Source organism: Chitinophaga vietnamensis (assembly GCF_902167635.1).
In the GTDB taxonomy this organism is placed as follows: domain Bacteria; phylum Bacteroidota; class Bacteroidia; order Chitinophagales; family Chitinophagaceae; genus Chitinophaga; species Chitinophaga vietnamensis.
In genome coordinates, this window is sequence record NZ_CABHMS010000001.1 from 560,221 (window position 1) to 575,655 (window position 15,435).

Here is a 15,435-nt window from a genome sequence, read left to right on the forward strand (position 1 = left end):
TCAAATATTTATCGCCATTTCGTATTGCGTGAGGTATTGTGGCATGCCGGCTTGTTCGAGGAAGGCGCTGATCCCGGGGTGGCCGGCATCGATGTTGATGAGCGTGAAAGGCCCGCCCAGTAAGGATGCTGCCTGTTGCAGCAAGGCGCTGCCGATGCCCCGTCGGCGGAAAGCCGGGCTCACCGCGATATTGCGGATGCGGCGTGTGGGTTGATGTATACTGATATAACCAGCGGTTTGTCCATCAACGGTAGCGGTCCAGGTAGCGGTAGAAGGATGCTCTCGTTGAATAGTAGCAGGAATATTGGACCAGGTAGGTTGCATATCCATGAAAGTGGCCAGCAGCGCCCAGTTTGGCGTTTCCTGCAATTGAATAGCTACCGCAGGCGCTGTTTTTTTCAACTGTATCTCTCCCTTATGACAGATGAGTTTGCGGGTTTTGGTAAAGCCGCTGTTCGTATAGGCCTTGATGGCAGGCAGGTTGGTACTGATCACTTCCAGGTAAATGGTGTGGATACCTTGCTGCTGATATAAGGGAATAAATTTGTCGTACATCTTTTGCACGAGGTGCTGCCCACGGAAGGCCGGAACTACGCCAGTGCCGCCGTTATACAGTACACGTGGTTGCTGATCATTGTCGATGCCATGCAGTACAAAAGCACAGAGCTCATCGCCATTGAAGGCGCCCATGGAAAATTCCCTTTTCAGGTTTTCGCCTTTCATCTTGTTTTCCAGCAGAGCGGGCGTTAATTGCAGGGGTACGATATAATCGCTGAATGCGGCATTGAAAGCCTGGGCAATGTTTTCCGTTGGTAAATTTTGAAGATCGCGGTAATCGTTCGTAAAAATCATGGTAGAATGATATGTTACCAATATTACCGATGATAGTGGAATAATCGACGCTGATTTATATGAACGGAAAGATCATTTTAGTTCGATGCTCACATTGATCCACTCAGGATCAAATTTCGTCTGGTATTTTTTGTAGAAGTTGATGGCCGGTTCATTCCATTCCAGCACCTGGAAGGTGATACCGGAGAAGTCCTTTTCCCTGGCTTCCGCGAAGAGCTGATCAAAGAGCAGTTTTCCTACTTTTTTCCCGCGCCATTTTTCGGTGACGATAATATCTTCGAGGTACATACGGCAACCTTTCCAGGTAGAGTAGCGTACATAGTACAAGGCAAAGCCGATGATCAATTCCTGCCCGTTTTCAGTGGTAGTGGCTACAAAGGCCTTCCATACCGGCTTCGGGCCGAAGCCGGCGGTTTCGAAATGTTCCAGCGTAACGGTCACTTCCTGTGGTGCGTTTTCATATTCTGCCAGCTCGCGGATGAGTTCCAGCAAGCGCGGGCAATCTTCTTTTCGTGCAACCCTTAACGTTATATCCTGCATATGTGAAGTAATATTAAAGTGTGTAGGGCAAGCCCCCGGTGCAAAATAATCAAACAAATTGATCAACAATATGTAATTTGGTTCAATGATTGCCATGGGCGCGATAATAACCGGAATCTTACATGAAAGAGCTACTCCTTCAATACGTTACTTATAACCACTGGGCCAATCAACAACTGGCGCCCGTGTTGCTGAAGCTGGGCAACGAACAGCTGGATCGTGAGCTGGGCGGCGGTTTCGGCACGGTGCGGCAAACGGTTTATCATATCTGGTATGGAGAAAGCCTCTGGTACCAGCGTTTACAGCTGGCCGAGAAACCGGTAGACCCTACGGCAGGTTTTGACGACAACTTTGAAGCGGCGTGCGCAGCCTGGATACAGCAGTCTGTCAAACTGGAGGCCTGGGTACAACAGGCTACACCGGCACGGCTGGATCACACGATCGCATACACGCAACAGAAGAATGAGCATTACAAGCTGCCCGTACAGGCGGCATTGATGCAGGTTTGTAACAACGGCGCCTTTTACAGGGGGCAGCTCGTATATATGCTGAAACAACTGGGTGTAACGAAAGTCCCGTCTGTCGACTTCACGCGTTTCAAAACCAGAAAATAGCGGGAGTTCGCCTGCATTATGTTATTTTTACTGACGTTTTTTTGTTAAAAGTCCTTTATGAATCCGGCGTCTTTTTATTCCAAGGTCACCAAACACCTGGTGGCAGTAGATTGTATCATTTTTGGTTTTGATGAAGGCCGCCTCAAACTGTTGGTGATGAAGCGTAAAGTGGCGCCTATGGCGGGCGAATGGTCGCTGGTAGGAGGCTTCGTGCAGGCGGATGAAAGTACCGACGATGCGGCTGCGCGCGTGCTGAAACTCACTACCGGCCTGGAAAACATCTACATGGACCAGCTGCATTGCTATGGCGATGTGGCCCGCGATTCCGGCGCCCGCGTAATATCCGTGGCCTACTACGCCCTGATCCGCATCAAAGACCACGACCGCCCGCTGGCCCAGGAACATGGCGCCCACTGGCTGGAGCTGCATGAGATCCCCGCGCTCATTTTCGACCACAATAAAATGATCCAGGACGCCCTGGTGAAACTGCGCGACAACGCCCAGTTCCATCCGATCGGCTTTGAACTGTTACCGGAAAAATTCACCCTCTCACAACTGAGATGCCTGTACGAAGAAATTTACGGGCGCACGCTTGATAAACGCAATTTTCGCAAAAAAATACTTTCACTGGATGTGATGGAAAAGCTGGAAGAGAAAGATAAAACCTCCTCCAAAAAGGGAGCGCACCTCTACCGCTTCGATTCGCTGAAATATGAACTGTTAAAGAAGAAGGGACTGGTTTTCGAGATTTAAGATTTGATCTGCGAAATATCAATTCCCATTTTAGTCAATCCTTTTTCGCCGGCAGGTGTGAGGTAATAGTGTTTGTTGCTGTCGGGATCTCTCGCTATCCACCCCTTTTCGATAAAGTTGTCGATGAGCAAGCTGCCTAATTTGCCGCCAATATGGCTATAGCAGAGTTTTACAGGCTTTACAGACGCTTTATCCGCTGACATAACAATTTATTTACGGAAATGTAAAACAAAAATGAACAAAAAGGAATCGTGTAGTTCGGTCAATTTTGATTATTTTATGGTGTCTTATCTTATGTTTTGCTGATGCTACTGTTACCATATCTGCGGAGGACTGGCCTTGTGCTGATCTTTACCATGATAACTGTTGTACTGCGGGCGCAGATCAGCGACATACAACGTCTGAAAGCCGCGCTCCCGGCCGCGAGGGATAGTATGGAGTATACAGACATGCTGAACAGGTTGGCGGTACTTTACCAGGCATGCCAACTCGATAGCTGTGGCGTGTATGCCCACCAGGCGCTGGATATGGCTACCCGGCTGGAATACCGCCAGGGCAGAGGGGCTGCCCTCCGGGCCATGGCCAGTTATTATGCCTTCAAACCCAATCGTTATCTATCCTACCTTTTCTATAATGATGCGCTCACCGAAAGCCGCCATGCCGGCGACTCTGCCAGCGTTGCGCTGGTGCTCATGAACATCGGGATATACTACAATTACGAACGCCGGAAAGACCTCGCATGGGCCTATACCGACGAGGCGCTGGCCATCAGCCGTCAACTGCAAAATGATTCTTTACAGGCATTGATACTCGCCAATTATTACAGCGTGCATGCCGATGATACCTCCACTTCTCTCAAAGCCGCTGCTGCCGAAGCACTCAGCGATGCCGCCGCTATGGCGCACCGTTATCACGATCATCGCGAAGAACTCTATATACGCCTGTTCCAGGCACATGAGCAACTGAAGCATGGCGACAATCAAGGCGCCGTAAAGGCGGTGCAAAGTGTGATAGATACCGCGTCTATTCTCGGTTTGCGCTACCTCGCACTGTATGGCTGTTTGCAGATGGCAGGATATAAAACCTATCTCCGGCAACCCGATACCATCCGGTATTACCGCCAGGGGATGCAGATCGCCATGGACGGCGGCTATACCGGTTTGATGCTGCCCACCGCAGTAAAACTGTACGAATACAGTACTAACATACACGACTATACGAAATCACAGGAATACCTCAATCTTATGCGTCATATCATGATGCAACAAGAGGAAGACAGGAAAAACGGCGGCATCAGCTACCTGGATTACGCCCGCCAGGACCGCCTGCTGGACTCTTTACAGCTGCAACACCTTTACCAGGAAAAGCTGCTGGCGCGCAAGAGCACTGAAAGCCTTTACTGGCGCTATCTGCTGATATTCCTGACCGTATTGCTGCTACTCATTTTCTCTTTGCTGTTGCACCTGTTTTATGCCAACAAAGCATCGGCGGCTAACAGAAGGCAGCTGACCTATATGCAGCGCGAGATCAACCAACGCACGGCGCAATTGCAGGTGAATGATGATTTCAAGAACAAACTTATATCATTGATTGCGCATGATTTCCGCAGTCCCCTGAATAATATAATCGGCATCACTTCATTTGTAGAGCAGGATGCATTAACGGTAGATGATGCCGCTTCGCTGATCATCCGGATAGAATCCACTGCCACGGCTACCTTGCAGGTATTTGAGGCGATCCTCCGCTGGATGCGCACACAGCTGAGCGGCTTTGTATACCGGCCGCAATGCCTGTCAATAAAGGAATTGGTGGCAGAGGCAGAAAAAACGGTAGCGCATATCCTCGCAGAGAAATCCTTGCGCGCGGTCATTAACATACCAGATGGTATGTTGGTGAAGGCAGATTATGAAATGCTGCAATTCATTCACCGTAATTTTTTGCACAACGCGGCCAAGTTTTCACCTGCAAATGGCGTGATAACGGTATCGGCTATACGAATAGAAGAAATGATCACGGTGTCCTTTACCGATGAAGGTACCGGCATGGATGCGGAAACTCTGGCGGGACTGTTCACCTGTCATCAGCCGGGTGGCAAATCCAGGACTGGCAAGGGTGCGGGCATCGCGCTGATCATCTGTAAAGACTTTACCGAAAAGATGAACGGAAAGATATGGGCAGAGAACAATCCCGGCAAAGGCGCCACTTTTTACTACAGCCTGCCAGCGGGAGAAGAGGAGGATAGCGTATGATAACTACGTATATTCGAGAACGTTATAAACTGGTTTTCCTGCTGCTGGTTTGCCTGGCAGCGATGCGGCCATCGTATGCCAAGCAGACGCCCTCCAGGATTGATTCCTTGTCGGATCAATATGACTATTACCTGTCTATACGCGACGATGCCGCCGCAGCGGCCACTGCCCGCGAGATATGGCTGCTGGCGCGTGAACAGCGGCCGGGGGGCAACGACAGCATCAATTACATTACCTATTTTGTGAAGGCCCGCGAACGTGAAGCCCTGGCGATGAAGAACCGGGTGCAGGAAGAGCAGATCATACAGCGCAACCTGGAAAAGCGCAATACGCAATTATTATTTACCGGCATGATCAGCATTGTGGCCTTGCTGCTGATATGGCTGATCGTGCGTTATTACCACTACCGCCGTTCGAAGCAACAGGAGCGGGAGCTGGCCATCGGCTATGCCGCCATTGCAGAGAAAAATGCCGCGCTGCGGGCCGCCGATGAGTTCAAGAATAAGCTGATCACCATCATTGCCAATGATTTCCGGGCGCCGCTGCATCACATCATAGAAGTGGCCGGCGTGTTGCAACACAGCACTATGGATAAGGAGGAGATGATCCAGGTGATGAAACATATTGCTGCATCTTCACAAAAAACGCTGGCGGTGTTCGATAATATCCTGCGCTGGATAAAATTGCAATTGTCGGGCTTCGTCTTCAAACCGGTGACCTGCCAGGTACAGGAACAGATGGCGCTCGCAACAGAGATGGTGAAAGAAGCTGCCAATGCCCGCGGGATGGCCATTGTAGACCGTATCCCTGCCAATGTAAAAGTAGCTGCCGACCCGGAGATGTTGCAATTTGTGAACCGTCATTTCCTGTTGACGGCTATAAAATATGCGGTAACAGATGGCCTGATCATCATAGATGCCTGGCCGGAAGAAGAAGTGGTGCGCGTGAATATCGCTATCGATAGCGGCACTGAAGCCGCAGATATTGTGAATGGCCTCTTTGCCTGGCAGGAAGATACTTATGCCCTGGGAATGGCTATCAGCAAGGATTTCATTGAAAAGATGGAGGGAGAAGCGATCGCAGAGGAGAGTGGCGGCAGGTATCTTACCTTGACCTATTTGCTTAAAAGCCGATAATTTTTATCTCCCCTGCCAGCGGCAGGGGAGATAAAAAAAATTACTTGCCTACTTTATCACCATCATAGGCCCATTTGATGTAGCTGGAGCCCCAGGTGAAACCGCCGCCGAAGGCGGCCATGATCAGGTTATCGCCTTTCTTCAATTGTTTTTCGTAGTCCCAGAGGCAGAGTGGAATAGTGCCTGCGGTGGTGTTGCCATAACGGTGGATGTTCATCATCACTTTTTCGTCGGGCAGTTCGATGTATTGGGAAGTGGCGGCAATGATACGTTTGTTGGCCTGGTGAGGCACGAGCCATGCGATGTCGCTGGCGTGGAGGTGATTGCGTTCCATCACGGTTTTCGCGGCTTCGGCCATGTTGGCTACGGCGTATTTGAACACCATTTTACCTTCCTGGTACACAAAATGTTCGCGGTTGGTAACGGTTTCGATGGAGGCAGGTTTCACGGAACCTCCTGCTTTCATGTGGAGGTATTCGCGGCCATGGCCGTCGCTTTTGAGGATGCTGTCGATCAGGCCATATCCTTCTGTATTGGGTTCCAGCAGTACGCCGCCGGCGCCGTCGCCGAAGATGATGCAGGTGCTTCTGTCGGTATAGTCGATGATGGAGCTCATTTTATCTGCGCCGATCACCATTACTTTCTGGTAGCGGCCACTTTCGATGAAGCGTGCACCGGTATCCAGTGCATAGAGGAAGCCGGAGCAGGCGGCGCTGATATCAAAGCCGAATGCATTACGAGCGCCTATCTTGTCGGTAACAACGTTGGCAGTGGCCGGGAATGTCATGTCCGGCGTAACAGTGGCTACAATCAGCAGGTCGATGTCTTCCGGTGTGATACCTCTCTTCTTGCAGATCTCAAGGGCAACCGGCACGCACAGATCGGAAGTACCTTTCCCTTCTCCCTTCAATATTCTTCTCTCAGAAATGCCCGTACGGGTTAATATCCACTCGTCAGTCGTATCTACTAATTTCTCTAGTTCCTGGTTCGTGAGCACGTAGTCGGGAACATAGCCACCCACCGCTGTAATAGCGGCCGTTATTTTATTCATATGTAAGTAAATATGTGTTTAAATCGAGGCGTAAAAATACGATATAAACGAATATTTCCTAAAAAAGTCGAATATGAACCTGTTCAGGGGGTTGACAATCCGCTAAAAGTTAGCATCTTTGCCGGTATTACCGGAAATTCAATTTCATCAATTTCCGTAAGTTTGATTAAATTACCGAACCTTTTCCTGTATGATCGCTTATTTGAATGGAAAACTGGCTTATAAGTCACCTGCGCTTGTTCACATCGATGTAAACGGGATAGGATACGAGGTCCAGATCAGCTTGAATACTTATTCCCGTATTCAGGATATGGATACCTGCAAGTTGTTAACTTTCCTGCACATCAAGGAAGATGCGCATACCCTGTACGGATTTTTTGAAGAAGCAGAGAGGAGCCTGTTCCTGCTGCTGATCAGTGTTTCCGGGATTGGTGCGGCCACGGCCCGGATGATGTTATCTTCTCTTCAACCGGAAGATATAGAACGCGCTATTATGATGGAGAATGAAAAGATGCTGGAAAGTGTGAAAGGCATCGGCGCGAAAACAGCCAAACGTGTGATACTTGAGCTGAAAGACAAAATCAAGAAAGGAAAGGATACCGGCACACATTTATCGCTGCCTGTGAACAATACTATTCACGAAGATGCGTTAAATGCACTGGTGACTCTGGGGATAGCCCGGAATATGGCGGAATCGGCCATTGCCAGAGTTATGAAGAACGAACCACTATTGCAAAACTTGGAAGAGCTGATAAAGAAAGCCCTGAAGAGTTTATAATTTATGTAGACCTCTATAAAAACCTATTTTTCTTGGCAAGAAAGACTTACTATGGTGCTTTTGCAGTAATAGGAATTGTATCTTTTATCATTGTTGACACTGCCGCCAGGGACCGTTCAGGAAGATTGAAATCGAGATTGTTGGAGAGAGCTGAGAGCTGGAAAGTGGATACCGTTATTCCCGGTAACACGACCCCGCCAGATTCGAGCAGAAAAGATACCTTGAAATATCCCTTGCAGGACAGACGAGGCCCCAGCATCACGGACCCATCGTCCAGGAATGCTATGGACCTGAAAGACCCCGCAAATATCAACAAAACAGTAGAGTACGATCCCGTTACCAAACAATATACTGTTACCGAAAAAGTAGGTAACCAATATTACCGTAACCCAACGTATCTCAACTTCGATGAATTTTACAAACTCCAATCCAGCCAGAGTGAACAAAACTACTGGCAGAAAAGAGCCAGCGCCCTCGGTAACCTGAACCAGCGCGGTAATGGCCCCAGCCTCTATATGGGCAATAACCTCTTTGACCGCATCTTCGGCGGCAGCAAAGTGGATATCCGCCCGCAAGGTAGCCTGGACCTCACTTTCGGCTACCAGGGCCAGAATATCAAAAATCCCGTATTGGTGGAACAAGCCCGCAGAAACGGCGGCTTCAACTTCGATATGGGCATCAACATGAACGTTACCGGCAAGATCGGCGACAAACTTAAACTGATCACCAACTACAATACCCAGTCCACCTTTGATTTCGAAAACCAGATCAAACTGGAATATACCGGCTACAACGACGAGATCATTAAAAAGATTGAAGCGGGTAACGTGAGCTTCCCGCTGCGCAGCTCTCTCATCTCCGGTATACAATCGCTCTTCGGGGTGAAAACACAATTGCAGTTCGGCCGCCTCACCGTTACCAGCGTGCTTTCCAACCAGAAGTCGCAGAAGCAGAACCTGATGCTCAAAGGCGGTACCATGGTGCAGGATTATAATATCCGGGCAGATGAATATGAAGACAACCGTCACTTCCTGCTGGCGCAATTCTTCCGTGATACCTTCAACTACGCCATGTCCAACCTGCCGATCATCCGTTCCTTATCCAATATCAACAGGATTGAGGTATGGGTGACCAACAAAACCGGCGCCACCACGCAAACGCGTGACATCGTAGGTTTGATGGACCTTGGTGAAACAAACCCGTATAACAAAACAGCGGTAAAGCCGCTCACCACTTCGCCCTTGCCCGACCGCGGCGCGAATGATCTCTTTCAAAACCTCATCAGGGACCCCGCCAGCCGCAACACCGGAACGGTCGTGAGCCGGCTCCTGGCATTGGGGCTGCAGCCCGTTTCGGAATTTGAAAAGACCTTCGCCCGCAAGCTCGACTCTACCGAATATACGGTGAACAAACAGCTGGGATTCATCTCCCTGAATCAACAACTACAACCCGATGAAGTACTGGCAGTAGCCTATCAATATACGTACAATGGCCGCACCTACCAGGTTGGTGAATTTTCGCAGGATGTGCCGCCAGATCAGAACAACAGCGCCAACTCGCCCGTGCTGTTCCTGAAATTGCTGAAGGCTACATCCGCCAGGCCTACCTTGCCCATCTGGAAGCTGATGATGAAAAACATCTACAGCACCGGCGCTTTCGGCGTTACTAAAGAAGATTTTAAACTGGACGTATTCTATAAAGATCCCGGCGCTGAAGGCAGGCCACCCAGCGATAAACGCTACCTGCCCGACGCCAAAGGCGAATTCGCCGGCGCGCCCATCATCACGGTGCTTAACCTCGATCGTCTCAACAACCAGCTCGATCCACAACCGGATGGCGTGTTCGACTACGTGGAAGGCTATACGATCAATTCGCTCAATGGTAAAGTAATGTTCCCCATGCTGGAACCCTTTGCCGGCGGCCTCAAGAAGGCCTTCGGCGGAGATGTTACGCTGGAAAAACAATATCTCTATAATGTACTGTACGACTCCATCAAAGTAGTGGCCCAACAGTTCCCGCAACTGAACCGCTATGTGATCCGCGGATCGTATAAGTCGGCCAACTCCTCCGAGATACTACTCGGCGCCGGTACCATCCCACCGGGATCGGTAACGGTAACCGCCGGCGGACAGATGCTCCGCGAAAACGTGGACTACGTCATCGATTACAACCTGGGCAGGCTCAAGATCATCAATGGCGGTATCCTTAACTCCGGCGTGCCTATCAATGTGCAGTTTGAAAACAATGCGCTCTTCGGACAACAGGTACGTAACTACTTCGGTACCCGCCTCGATTATCTGGTGAATGATAAACTGAGCATCGGCGGTACCATCGTGCGCATGAGTGAAAGGCCCTACTATCAGAAAGTGAACTACGGTGAAGACCCCATCAAAAACACCATGGTAGGTCTCGACGTGAACTATAACTCGCAATGGAAAGGGCTGAACCGCTTCCTCGACAAGCTGCCCAATTACAAGCCTACTTCGCCTTCCAATATCCTTTTCACCGGTGAGGTGGCGCGCTTGTTCCCAGGTCACAGTAAACTGATCAATGAACCTGGCAGCCGTTCCGGTACTTCTTATATCGACGATTTTGAAGGCGTGAAAAGTGGTTATGATCTCAAGTTCCCTGCTACTTCATGGGCACTGGCCTCTACGCCGAAAGGCGCTACTGATGCCAGCGGGCGCGTGCTCTTCCCCGAAGCGGAATTGAGCAACAACCTCGACTATGGTAAGAACAGGGCTAAACTGGCCTGGTATATCATTGAGCCTACCTTGCAGATACCCAAGTCGCCAGGCCTGCCTAACGGTATCTCTGTAGATGATCAGTCGGACCCGCGCGTAAGGTTGGTATACCAGAAGGAAGTGTTCAAGAACAGGTCTACCGACTTCGGACAGAGCCAGCTCAGCACCCTTGACCTCGCGTATTATCCCACAGAGCGCGGCCCTTACAACTTTACCAGCAGCCCCATAGCGATGGACCGCAATGGCCGTCTGGCGCGCCCGCAGGGCAAATGGGGCGGTATCATGCGCGCCATTGACAACAGCGATTTCGAAACAGCCAATATCGAATACATCGAATTCTGGATACAGGATCCGTTTATCAAACAGCCCACCAGCAGCGGCGGTTCGCTGTACTTCAACCTGGGTAATGTATCGGAAGATATCCTGAAAGACTCGAAGAAATTCTTCGAGAATGGTATGCCCGATCCTACACAGGACCCGAACAAGATCGATTCGTCCAAATGGGGCCGCCAGCCTAAGTTCCAGCAGCAGATCACCCAGGCCTTCGATAATGATCCTAACATCCGCGCCTACCAGGACGTAGGTTATGATGGTTTGAGATCCGCTGATGAACAATTCTTCTTCAAGTCTTATCTCGACTCCCTGCGCATGAACTTCGGTAACGGCGCACCGGTTGTAACGCAGGCACAGATGGACCCCGCCAACGATGACTACCGCCACTACCGCAATGGCGATTATGATGCGCATGGCACCAAAATACTGGGTCGCTATAAAAGCTATAGCAACCCGGAAGGCAACTCGCCGGTATCTGATCCGAAATCAACTTACTCCACCGCCGCTACCAATATCCCCGAATCAGAAGACCTGAACAGGGATAACACCATGAACGAAACGGAAGAATATTTCCAATACCGCGTAGACCTGAAACCCGGTATGCAGGTGGGTTCCAACTTCATCGTAGATAAAATAGATGCCGCAGTAGACCTGCCTAACGGTCAGCATACCACTGAAACCTGGTACCAGTTCAAAGTACCGCTGAACCAGTTCAATGCGAAAGTGGGTAACATCCCCGACTTCAAGTCGATACGTTTCATGCGTATGTTCCTCACCAACTTCAGCGACTCTGTGGTGCTGCGTTTCGCTAAACTGGAGCTGGTGCGTAATCAATGGCGCCGTTACATGTACGAGCTGAAACCCGGTGATCCAGTGCCTTTGGACAACAGCACTACTTTCAATTCTTCTGCGGTGAACATCGAAGAGAACTCTTCCCGCACGCCCATACCGTATGTGCTGCCTCCCGGCGTTGTGCGCCAGAACACCATCAGCACCAACAACACCACCTTGCAGCTGAATGAGCAATCGCTTTCGGTGCAGGTGTGTAACCTGAAAGATGGCGAGGTGCGCGCGCTGTACAAGACGCTCAACATGGACCTCCGTCAGTATAAGAAGATGCAGATGTATATCCACGCAGAAGCAGTGGAAAATGCCAATGCACTGAAAGATGGACAGATACAGGCTGTGATCCGTGTGGGTAGCGACTTTGTAAGCAACTATTACGAATACCGCATACCGCTGAAAGTGACCGATTGGAATGGTCCTAAAACTGCGCTTGACATCTGGCCGGAGCGTAACAATATGGAGTTGATCATGCAGCGATTCAGTCAGCTGAAACAGAAACGCAATATGTGCGATTCCTGTACGCCGCTGTTGCCCTATCCTGCTACGCCGCAAGCCGATGAATTTGGTAACTACATGACGGTAGTTGGTAACCCCAGCCTCGGTGATGCCCGTACCATGATGATCGGTATCCTGAACCCGAAAGATGATGGTTTGCCGCATTGCGCAGAAGTATGGCTCGATGAATTAAGATTGACCGACTTCGATGAAAAAGGCGGCTACGCAGCCCTCGCCAGGATGGACATTCAGCTGTCCGACCTTGGAACGATATCCGTTTCGGGAAATATGCACACCGCAGGATTTGGTAATATCGACCAACGAGTGAATGAACGTTTCCGCGATAACTTCCTGCAATACGATGCTGCCGCTAACCTCGATCTGGGCAAGCTCCTGCCCAGGCGTGCGGGCATGTCTATCCCTGTGTATGCCGGTTATTCGCAATCGGTCAGCAATCCGGAATATGATCCCTATGATCTCGATATCAAGTTGAAAGATAAATTGCTGCTGGCGCGGAACCGCACCGAGCGCGATTCCATACGGAAGAATGCGCAGGATTTTCAGTCCATCACCAGCCTTAACTTCACGAATGTGCGTAAGCTGTCGATGAACAAGAAGAAGCATCATCTATGGGATATTGAGAACTTTGATATCAGTTATTCTTTCTCGCAGATATTGCGTCATAATCCGCTCATTCAAAACGACGTGCTCACGAAACACCGTGGGGGCCTGGGTTACAACTATGCCGGACAACCACATTTTATTGAGCCGTTCAAGAACCTGATCAAAACAAAAACGCATTGGCTGGATCTCATCCGCGATTTCAACATCAACTATGTGCCGTCGATCATCAGTTTCAGAGCGGATATTTCCCGGCAGTTTGGCGCTACCCGTGTGCGTAACGTGGGCGGCGATATGAAATACCAGTTGCCGGAAACATACAACAAGTACTTTACGTTCGACCGTTATTATACATTGAAATGGGATCTTACCCACAGCTTCAACCTGGAGTTCAACGCGGTGAACAATGCCCGTATCGATGAGCCGAATGGCCGCATCAACACCTCTGCGAAGAGAGATACGGTATGGGGCAATTTCTGGAAGGGAGGACGCAATACCAACTACATGCAGAATGTGAACTTCACGTACACCTTGCCTACGGCGAAGTTCCCGGCATTGAGCTGGACCAACATCGCGGTGGCCTACCGTACGGAATACCGCTGGAATGGCGCCTCACTGCTGGCATTGTACCTGGGTAACGCCATCGAAAATACGCAGCAGAAAACGCTCACCGCAGAGTTTAAATTTACGGAGCTGTATAACAAGTCCAAGTTCCTGCGTGCGATCAATATGCGCAAACAGCAGAACAATAACAGCAACGCACAGAATAATAAGAATGGCCAGCAGCAAGGCAAGAACCAGGCCCCGCAGCCTACTGCCGACGATATCTCCCCATGGGTGAAAGCTGTGCTCAAGCCGTTGATGATGATCAAACGTATCGGCTTTAACTACAATGAAAATGCCGGCACACGTTTACCTGGTTATCTCGACAGTACCAAAATACTTGGTATGAACTGGGCTTCCATGGCGCCAGGCATCAAGTTCGTAATGGGTTACCAGCCAGATAGAAAATGGATGGATAATTTTGCGAAGAAAGGATTGATCACACCGGATACCTTGTTCAACATCCAGTTCCAGCAACAGTTCACCCAGCGTTGGGATGCACAGGCGCAGCTGGAGCCATTCAACGATCTGCGTATCGATCTGAGCATGACCAAGTCGTTTACCAAAACGCATACTGAACTGTTCAAGACAATTAGCGATACCACCGGGTTCCAGCACCTGAGCCCTTATGATGCCGGTGGCTTCGAGATCACGTATATCGCCATCCAGACGATGTTTGGACAGATCACAACGAAAGATGGTATCTCTGAAACATTCCGGAGATTCGAAGCATATCGTAACGAGATATCGCAACGCCTCGGCGCCTCTAACCCGTACAACAAAGATCCGAGCGTACCTTACTATGATCCCAAAGATCCGACTTACCGTTACGGCTATACGAGATATGCGCAGGATGTGCTGATACCGGCCTTCCTGGCGGCTTACACAGGTAAGAGCCCCGACAGGATCGGCCTGCTCAAACAAGGTAACGACAACGTAAGGAGTAACCCGTTCAGTAATTTCTTCCCGAAACCTAACTGGCGGGTAACGTATAATGGCCTTACCAAACTGGAGCCGTTCAAGAGCTTCCTCACGAACTTCACCATCACGCATGCCTATACCGGTACGCTGAGCATGAACTCGTACAATACTTCCATGTACTTCGAAGATCCGCGGCTGGCGGGCTACCCGGCGTTCAGGGATACCGTGTCAGGTAACTACTATCCGTACTTCCTGGTGCCGAACCTCACGCTCACAGAGGCCTTTGCGCCACTCATCGGTATCGATGTTACGTTTACAAACAGCCTCAATGCCCGTTTCGAGTTCCGTAAGAGCAGGTCGCTCAGTCTCAGCCTGATCGACTACCAGCTCACCGAATTGCGCTCCAGCGAGATCATCATGGGCGCCGGCTACCGTGTACGCGGCCTCGCCCTGCCCTTCGCGGTGAACAAGAGCGGCGCCAGGAAATTGAACAACGACCTGAACTTCAGGCTGGACCTCAGTTTCAGGGATGATAAAACCGCTAACAACCGCCTCGATGCCGATATCGTGATACCTACCAGCGGCCAGAAAGTGATCGGTATCGCGCCTTCTATCGATTATGTAGTGAATAATCGTTTGAACCTGCGCTTCTTCTACGACCGCAGACAAACCATCCCCGTGATCTCTACGGCTTACCCGATCACAACTACACGTGGTGGTATTACCTTCCGGTTTGTATTATCACAATAAATAATTAATAATTAAAAAGCCCTTGAAGCGCTCAAAGCGCTTCAAGGGCTTCTAGCCTTGTATGCTTCAAATGTTTTCAATAGTTTGCCTATTGCGGTTTCCGGCCCTTGAAGCGCTCAAAGCGCTTCAAGGGCTTTTTAATTATTAAT

General features: G+C 50.0%; 10 protein-coding genes. 6 read left to right on the forward strand and 4 right to left on the reverse strand.

The window, feature by feature from the left end:
* Together FPG75_RS02410 and FPG75_RS02415 are read right to left on the reverse strand one after the other, a co-directional pair.
* Entirely contained in the window at positions 1 to 852 is an 852-nt protein-coding gene (locus tag FPG75_RS02410; protein ID WP_143304961.1) for a GNAT family N-acetyltransferase, read from the reverse strand.
* A gap of 72 nt (positions 853 to 924) precedes the next feature.
* Positions 925 to 1,392 carry a GNAT family N-acetyltransferase gene (locus tag FPG75_RS02415; RefSeq protein ID WP_143304962.1) on the reverse strand — a complete coding sequence of 156 codons (468 nt, stop codon included), beginning with the start codon at positions 1,390 to 1,392 and terminating at the stop codon, positions 925 to 927.
* Positions 1,393 to 1,514: 122 nt separating this feature from the next.
* Here FPG75_RS02415 and FPG75_RS02420 point away from each other — a divergent pair, with 122 nt between their 5' ends.
* Both FPG75_RS02420 and FPG75_RS02425 read left to right on the forward strand, forming a co-directional pair.
* Positions 1,515 to 2,006, forward strand: coding sequence for a DinB family protein (locus FPG75_RS02420; protein ID WP_143304963.1), 492 nt, complete (start codon positions 1,515 to 1,517; stop codon positions 2,004 to 2,006).
* 57 nt (positions 2,007 to 2,063) lie between these two features.
* The gene (locus FPG75_RS02425) at positions 2,064 to 2,759 is read left to right on the forward strand and encodes an NUDIX hydrolase (RefSeq protein ID WP_143304964.1); all 696 of its coding nucleotides are present in this window, start codon (positions 2,064 to 2,066) and stop codon (positions 2,757 to 2,759) included.
* Here the strand turns inward: FPG75_RS02425 and FPG75_RS02430 are convergent.
* On the reverse strand, positions 2,756 to 2,962 hold the full coding sequence (locus tag FPG75_RS02430; RefSeq protein WP_143304965.1) for an ArsR family transcriptional regulator: 207 nt from the start codon (positions 2,960 to 2,962) through the stop codon (positions 2,756 to 2,758). The genes FPG75_RS02425 and FPG75_RS02430 overlap by 4 nt on opposite strands.
* 153 nt (positions 2,963 to 3,115) lie before the next feature.
* On the opposite strand from FPG75_RS02430, the gene FPG75_RS02435 reads away from it, so the two are divergent.
* Together FPG75_RS02435 and FPG75_RS02440 are read left to right on the forward strand one after the other, a co-directional pair.
* Positions 3,116 to 5,008, forward strand: coding sequence for a sensor histidine kinase (locus FPG75_RS02435; RefSeq protein WP_161596635.1), 1,893 nt, complete (start codon positions 3,116 to 3,118; stop codon positions 5,006 to 5,008).
* Positions 5,005 to 6,144, forward strand: a complete 1,140-nt coding sequence (locus FPG75_RS02440; RefSeq protein ID WP_143304967.1) for a sensor histidine kinase — start codon at positions 5,005 to 5,007, stop codon at positions 6,142 to 6,144. The genes FPG75_RS02435 and FPG75_RS02440 overlap by 4 nt, the downstream gene beginning before the upstream one ends.
* 40 nt (positions 6,145 to 6,184) lie before the next feature.
* Here FPG75_RS02440 and FPG75_RS02445 read toward each other — a convergent pair whose 3' ends face one another.
* The gene (locus tag FPG75_RS02445; RefSeq protein ID WP_143304968.1) at positions 6,185 to 7,195 is read right to left on the reverse strand and encodes a beta-ketoacyl-ACP synthase III; all 1,011 of its coding nucleotides are present in this window, start codon (positions 7,193 to 7,195) and stop codon (positions 6,185 to 6,187) included.
* 190 nt (positions 7,196 to 7,385) lie between these two features.
* On the opposite strand from FPG75_RS02445, the gene ruvA reads away from it, so the two are divergent.
* Positions 7,386 to 7,973 (forward strand): Holliday junction branch migration protein RuvA, encoded by a 588-nt coding sequence (gene ruvA, locus FPG75_RS02450; RefSeq protein WP_143304969.1) that lies wholly within the window; start codon positions 7,386 to 7,388, stop codon positions 7,971 to 7,973.
* A 32-nt stretch (positions 7,974 to 8,005) separates the two neighbouring features.
* The gene (sov, locus tag FPG75_RS02455; RefSeq protein WP_143304970.1) at positions 8,006 to 15,286 is read left to right on the forward strand and encodes a T9SS outer membrane translocon Sov/SprA; all 7,281 of its coding nucleotides are present in this window, start codon (positions 8,006 to 8,008) and stop codon (positions 15,284 to 15,286) included.
* Positions 15,287 to 15,435 lie beyond the last annotated feature (149 nt).

Coding starts and splice junctions, on each gene's coding strand:
- FPG75_RS02430 (WP_143304965.1), bottom strand. CDS start 2,962: ATGTCAGCGGATAAAGCGTCTGTAAAGCCTGTAAAACTCTGCTATAGC.
- FPG75_RS02435 (WP_161596635.1), top strand. CDS start 3,116: ATGATAACTGTTGTACTGCGGGCGCAGATCAGCGACATACAACGTCTG.
- FPG75_RS02410 (WP_143304961.1), bottom strand. CDS start 852: ATGATTTTTACGAACGATTACCGCGATCTTCAAAATTTACCAACGGAA.
- FPG75_RS02445 (WP_143304968.1), bottom strand. CDS start 7,195: ATGAATAAAATAACGGCCGCTATTACAGCGGTGGGTGGCTATGTTCCC.
- FPG75_RS02420 (WP_143304963.1), top strand. CDS start 1,515: ATGAAAGAGCTACTCCTTCAATACGTTACTTATAACCACTGGGCCAAT.
- FPG75_RS02440 (WP_143304967.1), top strand. CDS start 5,005: ATGATAACTACGTATATTCGAGAACGTTATAAACTGGTTTTCCTGCTG.
- FPG75_RS02415 (WP_143304962.1), bottom strand. CDS start 1,392: ATGCAGGATATAACGTTAAGGGTTGCACGAAAAGAAGATTGCCCGCGC.
- FPG75_RS02425 (WP_143304964.1), top strand. CDS start 2,064: ATGAATCCGGCGTCTTTTTATTCCAAGGTCACCAAACACCTGGTGGCA.
- ruvA (WP_143304969.1), top strand. CDS start 7,386: ATGATCGCTTATTTGAATGGAAAACTGGCTTATAAGTCACCTGCGCTT.